General features: G+C 65.3%; 21 protein-coding genes. 14 read left to right on the plus strand and 7 right to left on the minus strand.

The features are described 5' to 3' along the window. The first annotated feature begins 50 nt into the window (after nt 1-50). The gene (locus tag QA639_RS04180; RefSeq protein WP_157348836.1) at nt 51-1001 is read left to right on the plus strand and encodes an AraC-like ligand-binding domain-containing protein; all 951 of its coding nucleotides are present in this window, start codon (nt 51-53) and stop codon (nt 999-1001) included. A 58-nt stretch (nt 1002-1059) separates the two neighbouring features. Here QA639_RS04180 and QA639_RS04185 read toward each other — a convergent pair whose 3' ends face one another. Both QA639_RS04185 and QA639_RS04190 read right to left on the minus strand, forming a co-directional pair. Next, nucleotides 1060-2334: an NAD(P)/FAD-dependent oxidoreductase gene (locus tag QA639_RS04185; RefSeq protein WP_157348837.1), complete on the minus strand. Its 1275-nt coding sequence runs from the start codon at nt 2332-2334 to the stop codon at nt 1060-1062. A gap of 115 nt (nt 2335-2449) precedes the next feature. Then, complete coding sequence (locus QA639_RS04190) at nt 2450-3856, minus strand: DHA2 family efflux MFS transporter permease subunit (protein WP_157348838.1); 1407 nt, start codon at nt 3854-3856, stop codon at nt 2450-2452. A gap of 181 nt (nt 3857-4037) precedes the next feature. On the opposite strand from QA639_RS04190, the gene QA639_RS04195 reads away from it, so the two are divergent. Both QA639_RS04195 and QA639_RS04200 read left to right on the plus strand, forming a co-directional pair. Next, nucleotides 4038-4346 carry a hypothetical protein gene (locus QA639_RS04195; protein ID WP_028333780.1) on the plus strand — a complete coding sequence of 103 codons (309 nt, stop codon included), beginning with the start codon at nt 4038-4040 and terminating at the stop codon, nt 4344-4346. Nucleotides 4347-4381: 35 nt separating this feature from the next. Next, nucleotides 4382-5278 (plus strand): sigma-70 family RNA polymerase sigma factor, encoded by an 897-nt coding sequence (locus QA639_RS04200; RefSeq protein WP_157348839.1) that lies wholly within the window; start codon nt 4382-4384, stop codon nt 5276-5278. A gap of 192 nt (nt 5279-5470) precedes the next feature. Here the strand turns inward: QA639_RS04200 and QA639_RS04205 are convergent, their stop codons facing one another. Then, on the minus strand, nt 5471-6190 hold the full coding sequence (locus QA639_RS04205; protein WP_157348840.1) for a DUF805 domain-containing protein: 720 nt from the start codon (nt 6188-6190) through the stop codon (nt 5471-5473). Between the two features lie 222 nt (nt 6191-6412). Here QA639_RS04205 and QA639_RS04210 point away from each other — a divergent pair, with 222 nt between their 5' ends. The 5 genes from QA639_RS04210 (at nt 6413) to QA639_RS04230 (ending at nt 11150) form a co-directional block, all read left to right on the plus strand. Next, nucleotides 6413-7585 carry an ABC transporter substrate-binding protein gene (locus QA639_RS04210; protein ID WP_157348841.1) on the plus strand — a complete coding sequence of 391 codons (1173 nt, stop codon included), beginning with the start codon at nt 6413-6415 and terminating at the stop codon, nt 7583-7585. A gap of 210 nt (nt 7586-7795) precedes the next feature. After that, the gene (locus QA639_RS04215) at nt 7796-8713 is read left to right on the plus strand and encodes a branched-chain amino acid ABC transporter permease (RefSeq protein ID WP_028333776.1); all 918 of its coding nucleotides are present in this window, start codon (nt 7796-7798) and stop codon (nt 8711-8713) included. After that, on the plus strand, nt 8710-9657 hold the full coding sequence (locus tag QA639_RS04220; protein WP_028333775.1) for a branched-chain amino acid ABC transporter permease: 948 nt from the start codon (nt 8710-8712) through the stop codon (nt 9655-9657). The genes QA639_RS04215 and QA639_RS04220 overlap by 4 nt, the downstream gene beginning before the upstream one ends. A gap of 4 nt (nt 9658-9661) precedes the next feature. Then, complete coding sequence (locus QA639_RS04225) at nt 9662-10429, plus strand: ABC transporter ATP-binding protein (RefSeq protein WP_283090545.1); 768 nt, start codon at nt 9662-9664, stop codon at nt 10427-10429. Beyond that, nucleotides 10422-11150 (plus strand): ABC transporter ATP-binding protein, encoded by a 729-nt coding sequence (locus QA639_RS04230; protein WP_038377393.1) that lies wholly within the window; start codon nt 10422-10424, stop codon nt 11148-11150. The genes QA639_RS04225 and QA639_RS04230 overlap by 8 nt, the downstream gene beginning before the upstream one ends. Here the strand turns inward: QA639_RS04230 and QA639_RS04235 are convergent, their stop codons facing one another. Continuing rightward, nucleotides 11151-11738 carry a TetR/AcrR family transcriptional regulator gene (locus tag QA639_RS04235; protein WP_028333772.1) on the minus strand — a complete coding sequence of 196 codons (588 nt, stop codon included), beginning with the start codon at nt 11736-11738 and terminating at the stop codon, nt 11151-11153. Nucleotides 11739-11866: 128 nt separating this feature from the next. On the opposite strand from QA639_RS04235, the gene QA639_RS04240 reads away from it, so the two are divergent. After that, nucleotides 11867-12964, plus strand: a complete 1098-nt coding sequence (locus QA639_RS04240) for an enolase C-terminal domain-like protein (protein ID WP_157348842.1) — start codon at nt 11867-11869, stop codon at nt 12962-12964. Nucleotides 12965-12970: 6 nt separating this feature from the next. Here QA639_RS04240 and QA639_RS04245 read toward each other — a convergent pair whose 3' ends face one another. Next, a complete protein-coding gene (locus tag QA639_RS04245) occupies nt 12971-14407 on the minus strand; it encodes a glutamine synthetase family protein (RefSeq protein WP_283089237.1) in 1437 nt (478 codons plus the stop codon). A 192-nt stretch (nt 14408-14599) separates the two neighbouring features. Next, a complete protein-coding gene (locus QA639_RS04250; RefSeq protein ID WP_157348843.1) occupies nt 14600-15958 on the minus strand; it encodes an aromatic ring-hydroxylating dioxygenase subunit alpha in 1359 nt (452 codons plus the stop codon). A gap of 111 nt (nt 15959-16069) precedes the next feature. Here QA639_RS04250 and QA639_RS04255 point away from each other — a divergent pair, with 111 nt between their 5' ends. Further along, nucleotides 16070-16855, plus strand: a complete 786-nt coding sequence (locus tag QA639_RS04255; RefSeq protein ID WP_050386779.1) for an IclR family transcriptional regulator domain-containing protein — start codon at nt 16070-16072, stop codon at nt 16853-16855. A 6-nt stretch (nt 16856-16861) separates the two neighbouring features. Here the strand turns inward: QA639_RS04255 and QA639_RS04260 are convergent, their stop codons facing one another. After that, nucleotides 16862-17770 (minus strand): helix-turn-helix transcriptional regulator, encoded by a 909-nt coding sequence (locus QA639_RS04260; protein ID WP_157348844.1) that lies wholly within the window; start codon nt 17768-17770, stop codon nt 16862-16864. A 164-nt stretch (nt 17771-17934) separates the two neighbouring features. Between QA639_RS04260 and QA639_RS04265 the strand changes: the two genes are divergently transcribed. The 4 genes from QA639_RS04265 to boxB all read left to right on the plus strand — a co-directional run bounded on the left by QA639_RS04265 (nt 17935) and on the right by boxB (nt 23754). Then, nucleotides 17935-19467: a benzoate-CoA ligase family protein gene (locus QA639_RS04265; protein ID WP_157348845.1), complete on the plus strand. Its 1533-nt coding sequence runs from the start codon at nt 17935-17937 to the stop codon at nt 19465-19467. A gap of 148 nt (nt 19468-19615) precedes the next feature. Beyond that, entirely contained in the window at nt 19616-20425 is an 810-nt protein-coding gene (locus QA639_RS04270) for an alpha/beta fold hydrolase (protein WP_283089238.1), read from the plus strand. A 176-nt stretch (nt 20426-20601) separates the two neighbouring features. Continuing rightward, entirely contained in the window at nt 20602-22290 is a 1689-nt protein-coding gene (gene boxC / locus QA639_RS04275; protein WP_157348382.1) for a 2,3-epoxybenzoyl-CoA dihydrolase, read from the plus strand. A 12-nt stretch (nt 22291-22302) separates the two neighbouring features. After that, complete coding sequence (gene boxB / locus QA639_RS04280) at nt 22303-23754, plus strand: benzoyl-CoA 2,3-epoxidase subunit BoxB (protein ID WP_283089239.1); 1452 nt, start codon at nt 22303-22305, stop codon at nt 23752-23754. The last annotated feature ends 242 nt before the right edge of the window (nt 23755-23996 follow it).

Genomic DNA, 23996 nt, shown 5'->3' on the forward strand with positions numbered 1-23996 from the left:
GGGCCGGACGCAGAATATCCCGCTGCCGGGTTGGGCGGGAGCAAGGTCCGATGCAGACCCCAGATCATACAGTCGTCGCGCAAACGCTTGTTGCGCCGGGTGACAGTTTCGACCGCTGGCATCACGTCACCTGCCGCGAATTCTCGCTGACCGAATGCCGCCGCGTCGCCGACGAGGCGTTTGCCGCGTCGATCTCGATACGCAATCTCGGCCCGCTGGCCATCAACGACATCTGGTCGTCGACGCCGGCCGCCGACCGCATCCGGGTGACGCGCAGCGCGAGCGACGTCCGCAGGGATCCGCGCGACTATTTCATGCTGTGGCTCACGCTGCGCGGCGAGGTCGGCTTTGCGCAAGGCGGCCGCGACGTGCGTATGCGCCGGGGCGATCTGATGCTGCATGACCAGGCGCAGCCGTTCACGCTCGAATTCGCCCCAAGCGCGCGCGCGATCATGGTGTCGATCCCGCGGCCGCTGCTGCTCGCGCGCCTGCCGGATGCGCAGCGCCTGACGGCGCGGCGGGTCGGCAACGCGTCGAAAGTGGGAGCGCTGGCGGGATCGCTGATCCGCCGGCTGACGCGGCTCGATGACGCGGCCGGACCTGCGGCGATACGGCTTGCTGCGGCGGCACTCGATATTTTCGCAACCACGCTGCAGACCGAGCTGACGGACGAAGGGCCCCGGCGCGGCGACGAACGGCTGGCGCGGGTCAAGGCCTACATGCTGGCCAATCTCGACGATCCCGGGCTCGATCTCGATGCGATCGCCGCGGCGCAGAACATGGCGCCGCGCACGCTCAATCGCCTGTTCGCGCGCGAAGGCACGACGCCGATCCGCTGGCTCTGGCAGCAGCGCCTCGCCGGCGCCTATCAGGCGCTGGCCGAGCGGCGCTTCAACCATGTCACCGATGTCGCGCTGAGCTTCGGCTTCAGCGACGTCTCGCATTTCAGCCGCGCCTTCAAGGCCGCGTTCGGCCGCTCGCCGCATCAGGTGATGGGGTGAGAATGCGTACAGCGCTGAGAGGCAAAGACGGATAGCAGGATAGCGCAGTGCCGAGTCCCTACTGCGCGACCTTGCTGCTGCCTTGCGTGATCAGCCGTGCAGCGCGCTGGTCGCGGGTGTGGATCCAGAGCCAGTTCATCGCCACCGCAATCCGATGCCGCACGCCGATCAGGAAGTAGATGTGGGCGAGGCCCCAGATCCACCATGCCAGCGAGCCGCGCAGCTTGAGCCAGCCGAAATCGATCACCGCCTTCTTCTTGCCGATCTGCGCGAGGCTGCCGGCATGCTTGTAGCGGAATGGCGGCAGCGTCTTGCCGTCGAGCCGGGCCTTGATCAGCGCGGCGACATAGCGCCCCTCCTGCTTGGCGGCCGGCGCGATGCCGGGCACCGGATTGCCGTCGGGGTCCTTGATCGTGACGGTGTCGCCGACGGCGAAGACATCGGGATGGCCCGGCACGGTCAGATCCGGCTCGACCCGCAGCCGATGCGCGCGATCGGCCGGCGCGTTCAGCCACTCGGCGGCGCGCGAGGCGCGCACGCCGGCGGCCCAGACGATGGTGCGCGCCTCCAGCCTTTTGCCGCCGAACACCACGCCGTCGGCCGAGCATTCGGTGACCGGCTCGCCCAGCATCACCTCGACGCCGAGCTTTTCCAGCGACGCCTGCGCATAGGCCGAGAGATCGTCGGGAAATCCTGCCAGCACGCGCGAGCCGGCCTCGATCAGCACCACGCGTGCCTTGCGCGTGTCGATGTGACGGAAGTCTTGCGGCAGCGTGTCTTTGGCGAGGTCGGCGATGGTGCCGGCCATCTCGACGCCGGTCGGCCCGGCGCCGATGATGACGAAGGTCAGCAGCGCCGCGCGCTTGTCCGGATCGGTCTCGCGCTCGGCGCGCTCGAAGGCGACCAGGATGCGCCGCCGCAGCGTCGTCGCGTCCTCCAGCGTCTTCAGGCCCGGCGCGAACGGCTCCCATTCGTCATGGCCGAAATAGGCGTGGCGGGCGCCGGTGGCGAGGACCAGCGTGTCGTAGGGAATGCTGCCGCCGTCGTCGAGCTGGACGTGTTTCGCCGCCGCGTCGACGCCGCACACATTGGCGAACAGCGTCGTCACGTCGGGCCGGTCGCGCAAGAGATAGCGGATCGGCCAGGCGATCTCGCTGGTGGCAAGCGAAGCGGTCGCGACCTGATAGAGCAGCGGCTGGAACAGATGGTGGTTGCGGCGGTCGATCAGCGTGATCTCGACCGGCGCCCCTGCGAGACCGAAGGCGGCTTCCAGGCCGCCGAAGCCAGCGCCGACGATCACCACGCGATGAGGTTTGGCCGGCGCTTGCGTCATCTGATGTCGCTCTCGGTTTCGAACGGCTTCGTCGTTTGATTATGTATTCATTCGCTGCCTCATTCCAACACGAAATGCCCGATCGCCCGATAGCAAAACTCAATCGCCGCAAGCCTCACGCATCCTGCGGTGCGGCCGCGGCGACGGCCCGCCGCCGCATCGGCAGGAACAGTCCCGCGACCGCGCCGGCGAACGACAGCGTTGCGGCAAGGCTCATCGCCGACGCAAAGCCGCTGGTGAAATGTCCGGATGTATCGGCTGCGCCATTGGCGGAGAAACTCGCCACCAGCGCCGCGATGCCGAACATGCCGCCGAGGAAGCGGCCCATGTTGAAGATACCAGAGGCCTTGCCCATCTCGCTGACGGCGACCGCGCCCAGCACCGCGTTCTGCGCGGCCGGCATCGCCATCGACACGCCGACGCCGGCGAGCACCAGCGGCGCGACCAGCGCCGAATAGGGCACTGCGGGGCTCACGATCTCGCTGATCCATCCGAGCCCGATCGCCTGCATCAAGAGGCCGGTGACGACCAGCGTGCGCTCGCCGAACCGGTTGACCGCTGCGCCGGCGATCGGTGCGGTGACGAACAGCGTCGCCGTCCACGGCAGCAGACGCAGCCCGGCGCCGAAGGCGTCGAAGCCGAGCGCGATCTGCAGGAACTGCGGCAGCAGGAACAGCACGCCATACATCGCGGCGTAGAACAGCACGCTTGCGGCCATGCCCGATGCAAACGGCCTGACCGCGAACAGCCGCATCGGCACCATCGGGCTTGTCGCACGCAGCTCCCACAACACGAACATCGCTGCCAGCGCGACGCCGGCGATCAGCGCGCCCGTCACTTCCGCGCTGGCCCAGCCGACGCCGTTGCCGCGCAGCAGGCCCCAAACCAGCGCCAGCGCCGCGAGCGCGACCAGCGTGAGGCCGGCAATGTCGAGCGGCGCAGCCGGCCCAAAGCTTTCGCGCAGGCGGGCGATCACGAGCGCGATCGCGACCAGGCCGATCGGCAAATTGATCCAGAAGATCCAGCGCCAGCCGAGGTGCTCGGTGATGAAGCCGCCGATCGCGGGGCCGATGATCAGCGCGCATCCGGTGATGCCGCTGAAAATGCCGAGCGCCCGGGCGCGCTCCTCGCGGCCGAAGGCGCCGCTCAGGATCGCCATCGCCAGCGGCATCACCAGTGCCGCGCCTGCGCCTTGCAGGGCGCGGGCGGCGATCAGGGCCGCGGCATTGCCGGCCAGCGCGCAGGCCGCGGACGCCACGACGAACAGGCCGATCCCGGCCGCGAACATCCTGCGCCGCCCGAACCGGTCGCCGAGCGCCGCGCCGGTCAGGAGCAGCACCGCGAAGGTCAGGTTGAAGGCGTTGACGGTCCACTGCAGCGTCTCCACGGTGCTTCCGAAATCGGCGCGGATGGTCGCGAAGGCCGTGGTCATGATCATGGCGTCCAGCGCCATCATGAAGGATGCCAGCGCCGTGAGGCCGAGCACCCAGCGCTGTTCGGCGCGCTCTCGAGGGGTCTGCATGGTCGTTCTCCATTGCCGCGCCGTGAGGTTGCGGCGCGCTTCGCAGGCCAGGACGAACCGGGACGGGCAAAGGATGCGGCCTAAATTTATTTTTGCCGGACCGCATCCTTTGGCGGCTTGCAAACGTCCTTGGGTCTGAGGCGGCCGGTTCAGGCCGCAGGACCAGGCCAAGGAGGCTGCGATGAGACGGACCCTGATCAGGTACAAGGCGAAGCCGGAGATGGCGGAGAAGAATGCCGCGTTGGTGTCGGCGGTGTTCGCCGAGCTGAAGGCGGCCAGGCCGGACGGCGTGCGCTATCTGACCCTGCGGCTGGAGGACGATACCTTCATCCACATGGTCGAGACCGCCGCCGAGGACGGCTCGAGCCCGATCCCGAAACTGGCCGCGTTCCAGGCCTTCCAGGACGGCATCCGCGATCGTTGCGCCGAGCCGCCGCTGGTTCGCAGTGCGGTGATTGTCGGGAATTATCGTATGCTGGATGAGCCGTGAACCGGCGGGCAGTGCACCGATCTGGCGGAGCCATCATGACGTCACCACACCAAGCGCCGGCCGCGACCGACGTCGACGCGCTTTTGGCGGCGATGCGGCCAAGGCTGCATCGCTACTGCGCCCGCATGGTCGGATCGGTCATCGACGGCGAGGATGTGCTGCAGGATGCGCTGATCAAGGCGGTGGAAGCCTTCGGGTCCGCCGCGCCGATCCAGAATCCGCAAGCCTGGCTGTTCCGGATCGCGCACAACACCGCGCTCGATTTCCTCAGGCGGCGCAACCGCCAGGAAGCGCTCCGTGCGCCGGAGGAGGTGGACATGATGGCCGGAGAGCTCGATGATTTGGACCGCCGCGAGATCGCCGCGACCAGCCTGCGCACCTTCATGCGCCTGCCGGTGGCGCAGCGTTCCAGCGTGATCCTGATGGACGTGCTCGGCTGCTCCCTGCAGGAGATCTGCGGCATCATGGATTTCAGCCTGCCGGCGGTGAAGGCCGCGCTGCACCGTGGACGCACCCAATTGCGCGAATTTGCCAGCGAGCCGGACGACGCGCCGCGGCCCGGCCTGTCGCCGGCCGATCGCATCAGGCTCAACGCCTATGTCAGCCATTTCAACGCCCGCGACTTCGACGCCATCCGCGCCATGATCGCCGATGACATCAGGCTCGAGCTCGTCAACCGGACGCGGCTGAACGGCAAGGCCGAGGTGTCGCGCTACTTCGGCAATTATTCGAAGATCGACGACTGGCACCTGGTGACCGGACAGGTCGAGGGACGCCCCGCGATCCTGGTGTTCGATCCGACCGCTCTGGACGCGCCGCCGCGATCGTTCATGCTGCTCGACTGGTCGGCCGACAAGGTCGCGACGATCAGGGATTTCCGCCACGCGTCCTATGCGATCGACGGCGCCGAATGGGTGGTGGATCAAGGCTGACCGCCGATCAGCGCTTGGCGCAGTGACCACGCCACAAACTCGGTGTCGTCCCGGACAAGCGAAGCGCGATCCGGGACCCATAACCACGAATGGGAATCGTCTTGGATCGCTGGGGCCCCAGCGCTCTTCGACAATCTAAGCCTGCGGTTATGGGTCCCTGCTTTCGCAGGGACGACAACGGGGATGGAGCCGCTACCGCGTCTTGCCGCCGAATTCGCCGCTGGCAATCCGCGCCACGCGGCTGCCGGCTGCGGCCGGCGCGCTGTTTCGTTCAAACATGCCATCGCTGCCGCTCTCGCGCGGCAAGGACGACGCTTCATCGACACGGCCGCCGCCCGGCCAGAACAGCAGGACCAGGTTCATCACGCCATTGACGGCCGCGCCGACCACCGTCGCTGTGTGCTGATAGGTCAGCGCATATTCGGGGAATCGTCCGGCAACGGCCCTGTCGAGCACCATGAGGGCGACCCATGCCGCCATCACGCAGACCGGATCCCAGCCCATGTCGCGCACCCGCATCGATTGCAGCATGAAGCAGATGACGAGCATGCCGTAGAAGGCAATGACCAGCACGGGGTTGCTCGATGCCTGCGCCAGCAGCACGTCCATACTGCCGCTCGCCGGTGCGTTGCCGGTGACGCCGTAGACCAGCATCATAAAGCCGAGGCCCACGACGAAGGTGCAGAAGAAGAAAGCCAGTCGGCCCATCCGGGCATTGAAGCCGAAGATGTAATTCAGCATGTGACGCACCCCTTTGGCGGCAGCGTCGGCCAGGGATGCTTTCCGGACCATGAAGCCCGCAGGCGCTTGCCGGCCTGTGGTTTCCGGGAGCTTTACCGGATCGTTAAAGCCTGCTGCAGTGCGGGCGTGGGTCGTTGCCGAAGGCCGCCGCCTGCGACAATCGTTGCCCACGCAACCGGCATTATATTTCTTGCCATGGTCGATTTAGACGAATTATGATGCAAGGTGCTGAGGTATGCGCCGAAGGTTCTAAGTCAGCGCCATCGGTTCATGCTTGCTGCAGACTTGCGATATCGCGCACAAAATACGTCACAGAACGACGCGCGCAAAGCGTGACCCCCGGGCCCTCGTGATCGAGCCTCGTGGGATCTTTGGTTGAGGAGGGGAGTGAATATGAAAAAGGCATTTTGGCTGGCAGGCGCCACGGCTCTGGCGCTGGCGCAGCCCGCGACGGCGGCTGACAGCGTCAAGATCGGCTTCGTGTCGACCTTCAGCGGTCCGACCGCCGTGATCGGCAACGACATGCGCAATTCCTTCGAGCTCGCGCTCGACCATCTCGGCCGCAAGATCGACGGCAAGCCGGTCGAGGTGATCTACGAGGACGACCAGCAGAAGCCCGATGTCGGCAAGCAGAAGACCGAGAAGCTGGTGCAGTCCGACAAGGTCGACTTCATCGTCGGCTACATCTGGTCGAACGTGCTGCTGGCGTCGCTGAAGACCGCGGTCGATTCCAAGACCTTCCTGATCTCGGCCAATGCCGGTCCGTCGCAGCTCGCCGGCGAACTGTGCTCGCCTTACGTGTTCTCGACCTCCTGGCAGAACGACCAGACCCCGCAGGCGGTCGGCACCTACATGAACCAGAAGGGCGTCAAGTCGGTGTTCCTGATCGGCCCGAACTACGCCGCGGGCAAGGACATGCTGGCCGGCGTCAAGAGCACGTTCAAGGGCCAGGTCGTCGGCGAGGAATATACGGTGTGGCCGAGCCAGCTCGACTTCTCCGCCGAGCTCACCAAGGCGAAGAACTCCAAGGCCGAGTCGATCTTCGTGTTCTATCCGGGCGCGGCCGGCGTGCAGTTCCTGAACCAGTACGCGCAGGCCGGCATCAAGCAGCAGATCCCGCTCTATACCGCGTTCACCATCGACGAATTGTCGCTGCCGTTGCAGAAGGACAATGCGCTCGGCGTTCCCGGCGCGCAGCAATGGGTCAACGACCTGCCCAACGAGGAGAACAAGAAGTTCGTCGCCGACTACCGCAAGAAGTACCCGGGCCTGCGGCCGACCTTCTACGGCGCACAGTCCTACGACGCTGCCAACCTCATCAACAGCGCCGTGGTCGCGGTGAAGGGCGACCTGACGAAGAAGGACGCGATGAAGGCCGAGATGGAGAAGGTGAACTTCAAATCGGTGCGCGGACCGTTCAAGTACGGCAACAACCACATTCCGATCCAGAACTTCTATCTGCAGGACGTGGTCAAGGACGCCGAGGGCCAGCTGTCGCTGAAGACGGTCGCGACCATCGTCAAGGACGACCAGGATCGCTTCCACGACAAGTGTCCGATGAAGTGATTTAAAGTCACCTCGCCCCGCTCTTGCGGGGAGAGGTCGATTGCGCAGCAATCGGGTGAGGGGTTCTTTCCACGAGCTCGATTCGCGGAAAGAGCCCCTCACCCCGACCCTCTCCCCGCAAGAGCGGGGCGAGGGAGAACAACAAGCCGTATAAGCGGCGGCGCATGCGCGCTGCCGCTGTTTTGTTTCAGCCCGATGTATGAAGGATCCATGTATCTCGTCGTCGAACAACTGCTGAACGGCCTGCAATTCGGCCTCCTGCTGTTCCTGCTGGCGGCCGGGCTGACGCTGGTGTTCGGCATCATGGACTTCGTTAATCTGGCGCACGGCTCGCTCTACATGATGGGCGCCTATTTCGCGGCGACCTTCGTGGCCTGGACCGGCAGCTTCGTGCTCGGCGCGCTGATGGCGCTGGGCGCCACGCTGTTGCTCGGCATCGCGCTGGAATATGTCGCGCTCAGGCATCTCTATGGCCGCGACCATCTCGACCAGGTGCTGGCGACGTTCGGCCTGATCCTGTTCTTCAACGACGCCGTCCGGCTGATCTGGGGCCCGGCGGGCCTCGCGCTGCCGCTGCCGGCCTGGCTCACCGTGCCGGTGCAGATCATTCCCGGCGTCTACTATCCGGCCTACCGCCTCATGATCATCGTGGTCGCGCTGGCGGTCGCAGCAATGCTCTATCTCGTCGTGATGCGCACCCGCATCGGCATGCTGATCCGCGCCGGCGCCTCCAACCGCGAGATGATCGGGGCGCTCGGCATCAACATCAAGCTGCTGTTCACGCTGGTGTTCGGCCTTGGCGCGGCGCTCGCCGGCCTCGCCGGGCTGATGCAGGCGCCGATCCTCACCGTGCAGATCGGCATGGGCGAGAACATCCTGATCCTGGCCTTCGTCATCATCGTGATCGGCGGCATCGGCTCGATCCGCGGCGCGTTCATGGCCGCGATCTTCGTCGGCATCATCGACACGATGGGCCGCGCCTTCCTGCCCGACCTGCTGCGCAAGGTGCTGAGCGGAGCGGCGGCGTCCACCGCGGCGCCGGCGCTGTCCTCGATGCTGATCTACCTCCTGATGGCCATCATTCTTGTGCTGCGGCCCGAGGGGCTGTTCCCGGCGGCCAGACGATGACGGGAAAGCTCAACGTCTCCAATGCGGTCGCGGCGCTAATGTGTGCCGCCCTGATGCTGCTGCCGCTCTATTCGGCGGTCACGGGCAACATCTTCATCCTCACGCTGTTCACCCGGATCGTGATCTTCGCGCTCGCCGCCGCGAGCCTCAATCTGATCATGGGCTATGGCGGCATGATGAGCTTTGGCCACGCCGCCTATCTCGGCATCGGCGGCTACGCCGTCGGCATCCTCGCCGCCGAGGGCATCGGTTCCGGCTTCATTCAGTGGCCGGTGGCGCTCGCCGTCTCGGCGCTGTTTGCGCTGCTGATCGGCGCCCTCTCACTGCGCACCCGCGGCGTCTATTTCATCATGATCACGCTGGCCTTTGCGCAGATGGCCTACTACATCGCCTCCGCGCTGTCGCGCTACGGGGGCGACGACGGGCTTACCGTCTACAAGCGCAGCGATTTCGCTGGTCTGATCAACCTGTCGGATCGCAACCAGTTCTATTACCTCTGCCTGGCCTGCCTGTTCGGCGGCCTCTATCTGATCTGGCGCATCGTCAATTCGCGGTTCGGTCTCGTGGTGCAGGGCGTCCGCTCCAACGAGCAGCGCATGCAGGCGATCGGCTTCCATGCCAACCGCTACCGCCTGGTCTGCTTCGTGATATCGGGCACGATCTGCGGCCTGGCCGGCGCGCTGCTTGCCAACAACACCGATTTCGTCAGCCCGGCGGTGATGTACTGGACCCGCTCCGGCGATCTCATGGTGATGGTAATCCTCGGCGGCATGGGCTCGCTGTTCGGTCCCGTCATCGGCACGATCGTCTATCTCCTGCTCGAGGAGCTGCTGTCGCAGTTCACCGAATATTCGGGGCTGATCCTGGGCCCGGTGCTGCTCCTGATCGTGCTGTTCGCGCGCGGCGGCATCATGGGCCTGCTCGGGAGGATGCGCCGTGGTTGAGCCCCTGCCAAATCCGCTGCTGCGCGTCGACAATCTGGTCCGCCGCTTCGGCGGCATCACCGCGACCGACAACCTCTCGATGGAGGTGGTGCCAGGCGAATTGCACGCCATCATCGGCCCGAACGGCGCCGGCAAGACGACGCTGATCAGCCAGCTCACCGGGCAGGTGATGCCGAACTCCGGCACCATCCGCTTCGCCGGCCGCGACGTGACGAACCTGCCGTCCTACAAGCGCAGCCGGCTCGGGCTGGCACGCTCGTTCCAGATCACCTCGCTGCTGAAGGATTTTTCCGCGATCGACAATGTCGCGCTGGCGGCGCAGGCGCATGACGGCCACTCGTTCCGCTTCTGGGGCAATGCGCGCAAGGAGCGGCATCTGCGCGAGTCCGCACGCGCGGCGCTCGAACGCGTCGGCCTCGGCAGGCGCGCCGATATCGTGGTGTCGCAATTGAGCCATGGCGAGCAGCGCGAGCTCGAGCTCGCGGTCGCGCTCGCCACCAGGCCGCAGCTGTTGCTGCTGGACGAGCCGATGGCCGGGCTCGGCGTCACCGAATCGGCGCGGATGGTCGCGATGCTGAAGGAGCTGCGGAAGGAAGTCACCATCGTCCTGGTCGAACACGACATGGAGGCGGTGTTCGCGCTGGCCGACCGCATCACGGTCCTGGTTTATGGCCGCGTCATCGCCTGCGACGTGCCGGACGCGATCCGCAAGCACGAAGAGGTCAAGCGGGCCTATCTCGGCGAACAGCATGCGGTGACGCGCCATGGCTGAGACCAAGATGACTGAAACCCTGCTCGAAGTGGATGGCATCGAGACCTGCTACGGGCTGAGCCAGGTGCTGTTCGGCTTGTCGCTCAAGATCAAGTCGGGCGAGATGGTCGCGCTGATGGGCCGCAACGGCATGGGCAAGACCACGACGATCCGCTCGATCATGGGGCTGACGCCGGCGCGATCAGGCGCCATCCGTTTCGCCGGCGAGGCGGTGCGCGGCCTGCCGTCCTACAAGATCGCAAAGCTCGGCATCGGCCTGGTGCCCGAAGGCCGCCAGATCTTCCCCAACCTGACGGTGCGCGAAAATCTCGTCGCAGCGTCAGGCAATCGCCTTGGCGCCTCCGATCCCTGGACGATCGACAAGATCCATGCGCTGTTTCCGCGGCTCGCCGAACGCACGAACAATATGGGCGTCACGCTGTCCGGCGGCGAGCAGCAGATGCTCGCGATCGGCCGCGCGCTGATGACCAATCCCAAGCTGCTGATCCTCGACGAGGCGACCGAAGGCCTTGCACCCCTGATCCGCGACGAGATCTGGAGCTGCCTGTCGATGCTGAAGGGACGCGGACAGTCGGTGCTGGTGATCGACAAGAACGTCGGAAACCTCGCCCGCATCGCCGACCGCCACTACATCATCGAGCGCGGCAAGACGGTGTGGAGCGGCACCAGCGAGCAGCTGATCGCCGAGCCGGACCTGCAGCACAAGTATCTCGGGATCTAGCTAACGCCCGCCTTGCCGCGAAGAGGTCCGCAGCAAGCGCTTGGCTGCGTCGGCTGCCGCCGCAGCATAAGCTCGGTCGCCATGCACCAGCATCAAGGAGATCGCGCCCTCGGAGAGTAACCAGATCTCGCGCGCACGGCGGTGAGCTTCGCGGACACCGGCCCGCTTCAGCAAGTCGCCAAGATGGGTTTCGAGCAAGGCCTTGTGCCGGCGCGCAATCGCACGTGCAGGATGGCCCGGAAGATCGGCCAGCTCGATGACCAGCCTGGTGAATCCCGAGCCGGCCCATCGCGGCCTGTCCGCCCAGACCGCAAGGTCGCGGAACAGGCCATCGATGATCGCCGCCGGCGAGCCGGACAGCTTGTCGCCAAAGGTCGCGAACGCGGCCAAGGCCAGTTCGTTCTGGGCTTCGAGCACGAAGGCCAGCAGCTGATCCTTGCTTTGAAAGTGATTGTAGAGGGTGCGCTTCGTCACCCTCGTCGTCGATGCGATTTCGTCCATGCTGACGCGGCTGTATCCGCGCTGGCGAAACAGGACGTATGCGGCAGCAAGGATGCGCCGCCGGGTCGGTTCTGCAGATCGCGCCATGCAGTCACCCTCTTAAATATACCGGGTAGTGAATTTACATCGGTTGAAAAACCAATTGGAATGGCATCCGCGACTTTTTCAGCCCGTTGTAGTCGGCTTCCTCCCTCGAGCTGCGAAGGCAGATCATCATGCCCGACTCATTGACGCTCAGAGAAATCAGAGCTCGTCCGGTGGTGCTCAAGCTGAAGCGGCCGGTGGTCGCGCGCATTGTCACGATATCGGAGTGGCCGCTCGTCCTCATCGATCTGGTGACGGAGGAGGGCATTGTCGGGCGCGGCTATCTCGAGCCTTACGTCGTGAAATCGATGCGATATCTGGTTCCGGCGTTGCATGATCTCGGCGAATTGCTCAAAGGTCGGAGCGTGGCGCCTGTCGAGTTGTTCGAGGCGGCGCGCAAATCGCTTCACTTCGTCGGCTACGAGGGAATGTCGATGATCGCCGCGTCGGGCCTCGACATGGCCGCGTGGGACGCGTTGGCGAAAGCGGCAAACAAGCCGCTGTGCGTGCTGCTGGGGGCGACGGTCGGCGCCGTGAGATCCTACAACAGTAACGGCCTTTGGCTGAAGGAGCCGGCCGCCGTCGCCGCCGAAGCTTTGGAATTGCGGGACGAAGGAGGTTTCTCAGCCCTGAAACTGCGCCTCGGCAGGAGCGATCCGCGCGAGGATCTGGCGACCCTCGACGCCGTTCGAAAAGCCGTCGGGGATCGCATGCATCTGATGGTGGACTACAACCAGGGGCTCAATCTCGCCGAAGCCATCGACCGATGCCACATGATCGATGACCACGGCCTCGACTGGATCGAAGAGCCTGTGCTTTACGACAATCTTGACGGGCACGCCCAACTGGCGGCGGAGCTGAAGACGCCGATCCAGATCGGCGAGAACTTCTATGGTCCGAGGGAGATGCACAAGGCGATCGCGAAAAAGGCTTGCGACCTGGTGATGCCGGATTTCATGCGCATCGGCGGGGTGACGGGCTGGATGCGCGCGGCTGCGATCGCCGGCGCGGCGGGCATCCCCATCTCAACGCATCTTTATCCGGAAGTCGCCGCCCACGTCATGCGCGCAACGGAGACCGCTCACTGGTTGGAATGGCAGGACTGGGCCGATCCGATTCTCGAACGGCCCTATGAAATCAAGGATGGTCTTTTGCATATTCCCGACACGCCCGGTGTCGGTCTGGAATGGAACGAAGCGGCCGTCGCGGCTCATCTCGCGAAATTCTAGAGCACGTCAGAACATCTCGAAATATTCGCGGTGCTCCCAGTCCGACACCTCGGCCTGGAAGCGCTCGATCTCCGCGTTCTTGATGAAGACGTAGTAGTCCACGAACTCCGGCCCCAGCGCCTCGCGGAAGAACGGATCGTCGTTGAGCGCGAACACCGCCTCGCGCAGCGACTTCGGCAGCAGCGCAGCCTTGGTTTCATAGGGCGTGTCGGCCGACGGGCCGGGGTCGAGCTTGCGGTCGACGCCGTCGAGGCCGGAGAGGATCTGGCTTGCCATGTAGAGATAGGGATTGGCGGCGGGTTCGCCGATCCGGTTCTCCAGCCGGGTCGCCGGATCATTTGCGCCGCCGAGCACGCGGATCATCACGCCGCGGTTGTCGCGGCCCCAGATCGCGCGGTCCGGCGCCAGCGAATAGGAACGGTAGCGCTTGTAGCCGTTGATGGTCGGCGTCGTGAACACGGTCGAAGCGCGCGCGTGCTCGATCAGGCCCGCCAGCCAGGCGCGGCCGAGTGCGCTGAGCGGCTCGCCGGTCTCGTTCGCCATGAAGACGTTCTCGCCATCGGCGCGCGACACCAGCGACTGGTGCAGGTGCCAGCCGCTCGCGAACACGTTCGGCAGCTTCGGCCGGCACATGAAGGTCGCGTGATAGCCGTGGCGGCGCGCGATCTGTTTCACGGCCGAACGAAACAGCACCATGGTGTCGGCCGGCGCGAGCCCGACAGTCGGCGCGAAGGTGAATTCGCACTGGCTCGGGCCGAACTCGACCTCGACCGAGCGCAACGGCAGGTCGAGCGCGATGATGTCGCGGCGGATGATCTCGAGCGCCGGCTCCATCAGGTCGTAGCGCTGCTCGGTGAGGTATTGATAGCCGTGCGACAGCAGGCTGACCGACGGCGGCCGTCCGGGCTGGCCGGCATCCTCCGGCGCCATATGAGCGTCGTCGAGCTTGAACAGATGGAATTCGACCTCGAGACCGGCGACGAAATCGTAGCCGCGGCTTCCGAGCTGATCGAGCACCTTGCGATAGAGGTTGCGGGTCGCGAACGGCACCGGCCGGCCATCGCTGAAATGGAGGTCGCAGAGCAGCCAGCCGGTATTCTCGGCCCAGGGCAGCACGCGGAACGTGGTGGGATCGGCGACCATCAGCACGTCGGCCGCGCCCTCCATCTCCTTCATGCCAAAACCGCCGCCTGCGGTGAACACCGGAAACACCGTCTTGTGCGAGGTGTCCTTGGCGAGCATCGTCGTGGTGATGGAGCAGCCGCCCTTCAGCGAGCGCACCGCCTCGCTGGCGATCAGCGTCTTGCCGCGCAGGATGCCGTGCTGGTCGGGAAACGACAGGCGGATGACTTCGAGGTTCTTCTCCTCGACGATGCGGCGGAGGCGTTGTGCGGCCTCCTTCTGCTCATCCGACCAGAGGCCATGACGCTCGACGAAGCTCACCGCGTCACTCCTTTGCTTCTCCCTCGCCCCGCTCTTGCGGGGAGAGGGTCGGGGTGAGGGGCTCTCTCCGCCGATGGAATGGATCGATAGATCTGTACCCCCTCACCCGGATCGCATCTTGCGATGCGATCCGACCTCTCCCCGCAAGCGGGGCGAGGTGAAGGGTACGGCGCTGCGGCACTGAAGCCAACATCACTCCGCCGCCGTCAGATGATGCACCTTGCCCGCGATCTCGCGCGGCACCGGGGCTGCCCATGGCGCGCCGCGGCGGCGCTTGACGTCGACCTCCATCCAGTAGAGCTCCCAGCCCTGGGTCGGCCCGATGCCGTCCATCGTGGCCGGGCCCTGGATGCTGCGCGCGGAGGCGTCGTCGAGGAACAGCATCGGCTTCTCGCCGCCGGAAACCTTCTCGATCTCCTGCCGCAGCAGGCGGCGGTACTGCACGATCGCCTTGTCGCTCTGGCCGAGATGCTCGTTGGTGCGGTCCTGGATCGGTCCCATCGATTCCACCGCCCACTGGTCGTGGACGTTGATATCGGTGCCCATGCCGGTATAGGTCTCGGTCGCCTGCTCGTGCGGATCGAAGCCGTAATCGTTGGTCTTGTTCTTGCGCGACTTGTAGTCCGGCAGCGTATAGAGCTCGAGCCGCTGATCGCGCATCTTCTGCTTGTCGACCGGCGCCGCGTAGCTGGTGAAGATCGCATACCAGTAGCAGTTCTCGTCGTCGACCGGCACGTGCCACTGCGTGATCGTCATCTCGGTCGACATCGGGATGACGAAGCCGTGCGGGAACAGCTGGTTGGTGACGCGCACATGGGTGCGCTCCGCGTCGAGCTCGCGCAGCGCGATCAGGCGCAGCCCATATTCGGTATGCTCGACATTGATGATCGGCCGGTCATATTCGCGCAGGATCTTGGTCATCGGCATGTCGCTGCCGGCCGAGGCGCCGCGGAATTGCTTGCCGTAGGCCGCCGCCGTGTCCTCGTCCTCGAAGAAGCGATGCAGGAAGGAAGCGTGCGCCGGATCGATGCCGACCTCGAGCGCCTGCAGCCAGTTGCAGTTCATGTGGCCCTTGAACGCAAACGTATGGCTGCCGGGCGCGACGAAGCAGTCGAGTTCGGGAAAGGCGGGCGGGGCGCCTTCGCCGAGCCAGGCCCACAGGATGCCGCTCTTCTCGACCACGGGATAGGAGCGCTGCCTGATGCCCTTGCAGAGCTGCGAGCCGGCCGGCTCCGCCGGCGTCTCGATGCACTGGCCTGATGTGTCGAACAGCCAGCCGTGGAAGGCGCAGCGCAGCCCGCCATTCTCGAGCCGGCCGAAGGCGAGATCGGCGCCGCGATGCGCGCAGTGGCGATCGATCAGCCCGTAGCTCCCGTCCTCGCCGCGGAACAGCACCAGGTTTTCGCCGAGCAGCCGCACCGGCCGAACCGGGCGCGGCCCGTCCAATTCATCCACCAGCGCCGCCGGCTGCCAGTAACTCCGCATCAGCTTGCCGCACGGGTCCTTGCGGCCGGTGCGGGTGATCAGATCGTTCGCTTCCTGGCTCATCATGGCGGCGTCTCCCGGATTTGGATTTGTTCGCCTATTGAACGAATGTGCGAATTATGCCATGTCTGCTTCGGACAGCAAGCGCAATTTTTGAACCGTTCAAAGCCGAGCCTCATGCCCAAGCTGAAGCGGACCGACCAGGACGAGCGCGCCACCGACTTCGTCGAGGCGCTCGATCGCGGCCTGCGTCTGCTGCAGGTGTTCGGCACCGTTACCGGTCCTGCGACGCTGAGCGATCTGGCGCGTGCCGCCGATCTGCCGCGCGCCACCGCGCGCCGCATCCTGTTCACGCTCGCGCATGGCGGTTTCGTCGCGACCGACGGCAAGCTGTTCACGCTGACGCCGCATGTGCTGACGCTGGCCGGCTCGTTCCTGCAATCCAACCAGGTGGTGACGGTGCTGCAACCGGTGCTCGATCGCATCGCGACAGCGGCGCAGGAGATCGCCTCGCTCGCCTTGCTCGACGGCGACGACGTCGTGTTCGTCGCGCGCTCGAGCCCGACCCGTGTGTTCTCCGCCGGTCTCGACATCGGCTACCGGCTGCCGGCGTTCTGCACCTCGGTCGGCCGCGCCATGCTCGGCCGGCTCACTGATGCCGAACTGGCGGCGCGGCTGAAGGCGATGCGCCGCGATCCGGTGACGCCGCAGACCACGACCGATCCGAAGAAGCTGCTCGCGACGATTGTCGCCGATCGCGCGCAGGGCTATTCACTGGTCGACCGCGAGGCCGAGCCGCATTTCCGCTCCATCTCGGTGCCGGTGCACCGCTACGACGGCACCATCGTCGCCGCCATCAACATGGGCGCGCATGTCGATCGCGTGCCGATGCAGGAATTGATCGACCGCTTCCTGCCGCTGCTGCGCGACGGCGCTGATGATGTGAAGAGCCGGCTGCTCTAAGTGCTGCTAAAGCGCCACGCTGCGCAGCCCGAAGCTGCGCGCCTCGTTCTGCAGTACCGGCCGCACGGAATCGATCAGCCGCGCGGCGGCGGCGTCGACCGAAAGCCCGGCAGTATCGACCACCGCCGATGCGCGGGCGTAGAGCGGCTCGCGGCTGACCAGGATGTTGCGCAATTCCGCCATCGCCGAGCGGTCGTCGGCCATCGGGCGCAGATCGCCCTGGCGGCGGACGCGGGCCATGTGCTCTTCCGGCTCGGCCTTCAGCCAGATCGTGTAGAACGACGACAGGATCAGGTCGAAGGTCAGCGCCTCGGAGACGATGCCGCCGCCGGTCGCCAGCACCATCAATTCCTTGCGCGCGAGCAGCTGCGTCAGCGCCGCCTGCTCCATGCGGCGAAAGCCTTCCTGGCCGTACAGCGCGATGATCTCGGCAACCGAGAGGCCGTTCTGCGCCTCGATCTCCTTGTTGAGCTCGACGAAGCTCCAGCCGATCTTCTTCGCCAGCATCCGCCCGAGCGTGGTCTTGCCGGCGCCGCGCAGGCCGATCAGCGCGATCCCGGAGAAGGAGGCGCGGCGTGGCGCCAGCGGGCTGCTGCCGGCGAGCATGTCCTTGGCCTGCGCGATCTGGTTCGGTGAAGCCTTGCGCAGGAGATCGCGGATCACGGCCCAGTCCGGCAGCGGCTCGCTGGAGGGGATCAGGTCCTCGAGATGCGCCCCCATCGCGCCTGCGACACGGCGCAGCAGCACGATCGAGACATTGCCTTTGCCGCTTTCGAGCTGGGCGATGTAGCGTTCGGATATGCCGGAAACCTTGGCGAGCACCTTGCGCGACATGCCGCGCAGGGCGCGCATCGTGCGCACGCGCTGGCCGAGCTGTTCAAGGAAGTCGGTTTCCGGGTCGTTGGCTGCGGTCATGATCCCTGTGCGACGCGCGGTCCTGGCTGAATCAGACCGAGGTTCTAGGAAACATAGTGCCGATAAGGATTGACAGCAAGCCAACGTAGTGGCTTTGTATGAATTATAATTCTTAAATTCACAGGAGAGGGAAGCGTGGCACGTCCGGGTCCGAGGAGCGGAGCATGACTTACAACGCGGTCTCCTGGCTGCTCGACCGCAACGTCGATGAAGGCCGCGGCGACAAGGTCGTGTTCGACGATACGGTGTCGCAAATCACCTATGGCCAGTTGCAGCAGCAGACCCGCCGCGTCGGCAACATGCTGCGGCGGCTCGGCGTCCGCCGCGAGGAGCGGGTCGCCATGATCATGCTGGACACGGTCGATTTCCCGATCGTGTTCCTCGGCGCGATCCGCGCCGGCGTGGTGCCGGTGCCGCTCAACACGCTGCTGACCGCGGAGCAGTATGCCTACATCCTCGGTGATTGCCGCGCGCGCGTGCTGTTCGTGTCGGAAGCGTTGCTGCCGGTCGTGAAGGACATCATCGCGCGGATGCCCGACCTCGAGCATGTCGTGGTCTCCGGCAAGGACGCGCATGGCCACAAGAAGCTGTCGGACGAGATCGCACGCGAGAGCGACGTGTTCGCCACCGCGCCGACCCATGCCGACGAGCCGGCATTCTGGCTCTATTCGTCGGGTTCGACCGGCATGCCGAAGGGCGTGCGCCATCTGCATTCCAATCTCGCGGCGACCGCGGAGACCTACGCGAAGCAGGTGCTCGGCATCCGCGAGGATGATGTCGGCCTGTCGGCGGCAAAGCTGTTCTTCGCCTACGGGCTCGGCAATGCGCTGACGTTCCCGATGTCGGTCGGCGCCACCACGGTGTTGAACTCCGAGCGGCCGACGCCGGCGGTGATGTTCGCGCTGATGAACAAATATCATCCGAGCATCTTCTTTGGCGTGCCGACCCTGTTCGCGGCGATGCTGAACGACGAGGCGACCAAGGCGCAGTCCGGCGGCAACCGTTTGCGCGTCTGCACCTCGGCCGGCGAGGCACTGCCGGAATCGGTCGGCAATGCGTGGCGCGCACGGTTCGGCGTCGACATCCTCGACGGTGTCGGCTCGACCGAGCTGTTGCACATCTTCCTGTCGAACGCGCCCGGCGACATCAAATACGGCTCGTCCGGCCGTCCGGTGCCCGGCTACAAGGTGCGGCTGGTCAACGAGGCCGGCGCCGACGTCGCGGACGGCGAGGTCGGCGAGCTCCTGGTCGATGCGCCCTCGGCCGGCGAGAGCTACTGGAATCAGCGGGCCAAGAGCCGCGCCACCTTCGAGGGCGCCTGGACCCGCACCGGCGACAAATACACGCGCGATGCCGACGGCCGTTACACCTTCTGTGGCCGCGCCGACGACATGTTCAAGGTCTCCGGCATCTGGGTGTCGCCGTTCGAGGTCGAGAGCGCGCTGATCACCCATCCCGCGGTACTGGAGGCGGCCGTCGTGCCGGAGGCCGATCCGGAAGGGCTCTTGAAGCCGAAGGCCTACGTGGTGCTGCGGCCCGAGAGCTCGGCCGAAGGTTTGCACGAGGCGCTGAAGGAGCACGTCAAGCAGAAGATCGGCCCGTGGAAATATCCGCGTTGGATCGATGTCGTCGACAATCTGCCGAAGACCGCGACCGGGAAGATCCAGCGGTTCAAATTGCGCGACGGTGCGCAATAGCGTTTTCGCATGTCGTCCCGGCGAAGGCCGGGACCATACGCCGCGGCCTTTGTTCTAAGAGATGCTGTTCGACGGCTTTTGCGCAACAACTGAAGCCTGTGGTTATGGGTCCCGGCCTTCGCCGGGACGACGATGAGGAAGGTCGAGCATGCAGAACCTAAACCCCACAGGCTTCCTCAGCATCGACGGCGCCGAGCTCGAATACCGCATGATCGGTCCCTCGCCGGACGCGGCGCCGACCATCGTGATGCTGCATGAAGGCCTCGGCTCGGTCGGGCTGTGGGGCGACTTCCCCGAGAAGTTGCAGGCGGCGACCGGCGCCGGCGTGTTCGCCTATTCGCGCGCGGGCTATGGCTCCTCGTCGCCGGCGAAGCTGCCGCGTCCGGTCAACTACATGCATCGCGAGGCGCTCGACGTGCTGCCGAAGCTGCTCGATCGGATCGGCTTCCGCCGCGGCTTGCTGCTCGGTCATTCCGACGGCGCGTCGATTGCCGCGATCTATGCCGGCGCGCACCAGGATCATCGCCTGCGCGGCCTCGCGCTGCTGGCGCCGCACTTCGTCGTCGAGGACATTTCGGTGAAGTCGATCGCCGAGATCAAGACGGCATACGAGACCACCAACCTGAAGGAGAAGCTGGCGCGCTGGCACAAGGACGTCGACAACGCCTTTTATGGCTGGAACGGCGCCTGGCTCGATCCGGCATTCCGCGACTGGGATATCTCCGACTATCTCGCCTATATCCGCGTGCCGGTGCTGATCGTGCAGGGCGCGGCCGACCAGTACGGCACGATGCGGCAGGTCGAGATCGCCCAGGAGGAGTGCTACTGCCCGGTCGATGTCACGGCCATCGATGGTGCCGGCCATTCGCCGCATCGCGAAGCGCCCGCGGTGACGCTCGAGGCGGTCGCCGAATTCGCCAAAGCGGCGCTGCGCGACGACCCGGCGCTGGCGGCCTGACCTTTGGTGCCGGTGCCAGGTCATTGGCCGAGCGAGTGAATTTCCCGAACATGAAACAAAATGCATGTTTTTGCGTTTTGAACTAGACCAGATCGAAAACATGCATTATTGTGCATGAAGACCTCGACGACGAACCTTCGAACGAACAACGGCAAGACAACAGATAAGGGTGGCCCATGGCTGGTGACGATCGCGTCCTTGCAGGCGGGGCGAAGTACATCGACTTCCAGACCGACCCGTCGCGCTACCGGCACTGGAAGCTCGACGTCGCGGGCGACGTCGCGACGCTGACCATGGACGTCGACGAGAACGCCGGCCTGTTCGAGGGCTACCAGCTCAAGCTCAATTCCTACGACCTCGGCGTCGACATCGAGCTTGCGGACGCCGTGCAGCGGCTGCGCTTCGAACATCCAGAGGTCAAGGTCGTGGTGATGCGCTCGGGCAAGAACCGGGTGTTCTGCGCCGGCGCCAACATCCGCATGCTGGCGGGCTCGACCCACGCTCACAAGGTCAACTTCTGCAAGTTCACCAACGAGACCCGTAACGGCCTGGAAGACTCCAGCGAGAATTCCGGCCAGAGCTTCATCACCGTCGTCAACGGCACCGCGGCCGGCGGCGGCTATGAGCTGGCGCTCGCGACGGATCACATCATGATGGCCGACGACGGCGCCGCCGCCGTCGCGCTGCCGGAAGTGCCGCTGCTCGCGGTGCTGCCGGGCACCGGCGGGCTTACGCGCGTCGTCGACAAGCGCAAGGTGCGCCGCGACCATGCCGATTTCTTCTGCACCATCGAGGAAGGCATCAAGGGCAAGCGTGCCGTCTCCTGGCGCCTGGTCGACGAGATCGCGCCGAACTCCAAGCTCGAGGGCAAGCTGGCCGAGCGCGTCAAGGAATTCGCCGCGAAGTCGAAGCGCAACGGTGCCGGCAAAGGCATCGCGCTGGCGCCGCTGACGCGCACCATCGACGACAGTGCCATCCGCTACGGCTTCGTCAGCGTCGACATCGATCGCGCGGCGCGCATCGCCACCATCTCGATCAAGGCGCCGGAAACCACGGCGCCCGCCGATATCGACGGCATGATCGCGCAGGGCGCTGCATTCTGGCCGCTGCAGGTCGCCCGCGAGCTCGATGACGCGATCCTACATCTGCGCATCAACGAGCTCGAGATCGCGATGCTGGTGTTCAAGAGCCACGGCGACCGCGCCAATGTCGTGTCCTATGACGCGTTCCTGGAGGCCAACAAGGCGCACTGGCTGGTCAACGAGGTCAGGCATTACTGGAAGCGCGTGCTCAAGCGCATCGACGTCACATCACGCACGCTGGTGACGCTGGTCGAGCCCGGCTCCTGCTTTGTCGGCACGCTGGCCGAGCTCGTGTTCGCCGCCGACCGCTCCTACATGCTGATCGGCCAGAAGCAGGGCGACAACCGCCCGCCGCCGGCGATCGAGCTGACGGCGATGAATTTCGGGCCCTATCCGATGAGCCACGGCCTGACCCGGCTGCAATCGCGCTTCCAGGCCGACCCTTCGGATCTGGAGCGTGCGCAAGGCTCGATCGGCAAGGCGCTCGACGCGGAGGAGGCCGAAGAGCTCGGCCTCGTCACCTTCGCGCTCGACGACATCGACTGGGACGACGAGGTCCGCGTGTTCTTCGAGGAGCGCACCTCGTTCTCGCCCGACGGCCTCACCGGTATGGAAGCCAATCTGCGCTTCGTTGGCCCGGAGACCATGGAATCGAAGATCTTCTCCCGCCTCACGGCGTGGCAGAACTGGATCTTCCAGCGGCCGAACGCGGTCGGTGAGGACGGCGCGCTGCGCCGCTACGGCACCGGCCAGAAGGCGCAATTCGACATGACGCGAGTTTAAGGGAGCACGGCCATGAACATGAACATCATGAACGTCGATTACTCGACCAAGATTCCGAACAACGTGAATCTCGCCGAGGACCGCCAGGTGCTCAAGGCGCTGGAGGGCTGGCACCCCGGCTACATGGACTGGTGGAGCGACATGGGGCCAGACGGCTTCCAGGAATCGCTGGTCTATCTGCGCACCGCCTATTCGGTCGATCCGCGCGGCTGGGCCAAGTTCGACTACGTGCGGATGCCCGAATATCGCTGGGGCATCCTGCTCGCGCCGCAGGAAGAGAACCGCGTCATCCCGTTCGGCGAGGACTATGGCAAGCCGGCCTGGCAGGAAGTCCCCGGCGAGCATCGCGCGATGCTGCGCCGCCTGATCGTGATCCAGGGCGACACCGAGCCGGCCTCGGTCGAGCAGCAGCGCCATCTCGGCAAGACCGCGCCGTCGCTCTACGACATGCGCAACCTGTTCCAGGTCAATGTAGAGGAAGGCCGCCATCTCTGGGCGATGGTCTATCTGCTGCAGAAGTATTTCGGCCGCGACGGCCGCGAGGAGGCGGACGATTTGTTGCGCCGCCGCTCGGGGGATGCGGATTCTCCGCGCATGCTCGGCGCCTTCAACGAGGCGACGCCAGACTGGCTGTCGTTCTTCATGTTCACCTACTTCACCGACCGCGACGGCAAGATGCAGCTGCACTCGCTGGCGCAGTCGGGCTTCGATCCGCTGTCGCGCACCTGCCGCTTCATGCTGACCGAGGAAGCCCACCACATGTTCGTCGGCGAGACCGGCATCACCCGCGTCGTGCAGCGCACCTGCGATGCGATGAAGGAAGCCGGCATCACCGATCCGAACGACATCGCCAGGATCCGCGCGCTTGGCGTGATCGACCTGCCGACCATCCAGAAGAAGCTGAACCTGCACTATTCGCTGTCGCTCGACCTGTTCGGCTCGGAAGTGTCGACCAACGCGGCCAATGCCTTCAACGCCGGCATCAAGGGCCGCTACAAGGAAACCACGATCGACGACGACCACCAGCTCAAGAGCTCGACCTATCCAGTCATGAAGATGGTGGACGGCCAGATCAAGATGGTCGACGAGCCGGCGCTGACCGCGCTCAACATGAGGCTGCGCGACGACTACACGCAGGATTGCGTCAAGGGCATGCTGCGCTGGAACAAGGTGATCTCGACCGCCGGCATCGACTACAAGCTAGCGGTGCCGAACACCGCCTTCCACCGCCAGATCGGCGAGTTCAAGGACGTCAATGCGACGCCCGATGGCCTCCTGATCGACGACGCCACCTGGGCCAAGCGCAAGAACGACTGGCTGCCGTCGACCGCGGACGGCGATTTCATCGCCTCGCTGATGAAGCCGGTGACAGAACCCGGCCAGTTCGCCTCCTGGATCTCGCCGCCCAAGGTCGGCATCGACAACAAGCCGGGGGACTTCGAGTATGTGAGGATTGAGAGCTGAGGGCGAGCTAGCAGTTCCTCTCCTCCCGGAGGGGCCGAAAAGGGGTAAGCCGAGAAGGTCCTGGCTTGCCCCTTTTCTTTTGCGTCGTGCGCTCATTCCGTCATCACCCGCGAAAGCGAAAGCGGGTGATTCAGTATTCCAGAGACTGCCGAGCAGGATTGAGAGGCCGGCGTACTGGATGCCCCGGTCGAGCCGGGGCATGACAGCGATAGAATGGCGCCCAAAGTCGATCGTCGCGATAC

This window comes from Bradyrhizobium pachyrhizi, assembly GCF_029714545.1.
Classification (GTDB): domain Bacteria; phylum Pseudomonadota; class Alphaproteobacteria; order Rhizobiales; family Xanthobacteraceae; genus Bradyrhizobium; species Bradyrhizobium pachyrhizi.

Coding starts and splice junctions, on each gene's coding strand:
- QA639_RS04180 (WP_157348836.1), top strand. CDS start 51: ATGCAGACCCCAGATCATACAGTCGTCGCGCAAACGCTTGTTGCGCCG.
- QA639_RS04185 (WP_157348837.1), bottom strand. CDS start 2,334: ATGACGCAAGCGCCGGCCAAACCTCATCGCGTGGTGATCGTCGGCGCT.
- QA639_RS04190 (WP_157348838.1), bottom strand. CDS start 3,856: ATGCAGACCCCTCGAGAGCGCGCCGAACAGCGCTGGGTGCTCGGCCTC.
- QA639_RS04195 (WP_028333780.1), top strand. CDS start 4,038: ATGAGACGGACCCTGATCAGGTACAAGGCGAAGCCGGAGATGGCGGAG.
- QA639_RS04200 (WP_157348839.1), top strand. CDS start 4,382: ATGACGTCACCACACCAAGCGCCGGCCGCGACCGACGTCGACGCGCTT.
- QA639_RS04210 (WP_157348841.1), top strand. CDS start 6,413: ATGAAAAAGGCATTTTGGCTGGCAGGCGCCACGGCTCTGGCGCTGGCG.
- QA639_RS04215 (WP_028333776.1), top strand. CDS start 7,796: ATGTATCTCGTCGTCGAACAACTGCTGAACGGCCTGCAATTCGGCCTC.
- QA639_RS04220 (WP_028333775.1), top strand. CDS start 8,710: ATGACGGGAAAGCTCAACGTCTCCAATGCGGTCGCGGCGCTAATGTGT.
- QA639_RS04230 (WP_038377393.1), top strand. CDS start 10,422: ATGGCTGAGACCAAGATGACTGAAACCCTGCTCGAAGTGGATGGCATC.
- QA639_RS04235 (WP_028333772.1), bottom strand. CDS start 11,738: ATGGCGCGATCTGCAGAACCGACCCGGCGGCGCATCCTTGCTGCCGCA.
- QA639_RS04240 (WP_157348842.1), top strand. CDS start 11,867: ATGCCCGACTCATTGACGCTCAGAGAAATCAGAGCTCGTCCGGTGGTG.
- QA639_RS04250 (WP_157348843.1), bottom strand. CDS start 15,958: ATGATGAGCCAGGAAGCGAACGATCTGATCACCCGCACCGGCCGCAAG.
- QA639_RS04255 (WP_050386779.1), top strand. CDS start 16,070: ATGCCCAAGCTGAAGCGGACCGACCAGGACGAGCGCGCCACCGACTTC.
- QA639_RS04260 (WP_157348844.1), bottom strand. CDS start 17,770: ATGACCGCAGCCAACGACCCGGAAACCGACTTCCTTGAACAGCTCGGC.
- QA639_RS04265 (WP_157348845.1), top strand. CDS start 17,935: ATGACTTACAACGCGGTCTCCTGGCTGCTCGACCGCAACGTCGATGAA.
- QA639_RS04270 (WP_283089238.1), top strand. CDS start 19,616: ATGCAGAACCTAAACCCCACAGGCTTCCTCAGCATCGACGGCGCCGAG.
- boxC (WP_157348382.1), top strand. CDS start 20,602: ATGGCTGGTGACGATCGCGTCCTTGCAGGCGGGGCGAAGTACATCGAC.
- boxB (WP_283089239.1), top strand. CDS start 22,303: ATGAACATGAACATCATGAACGTCGATTACTCGACCAAGATTCCGAAC.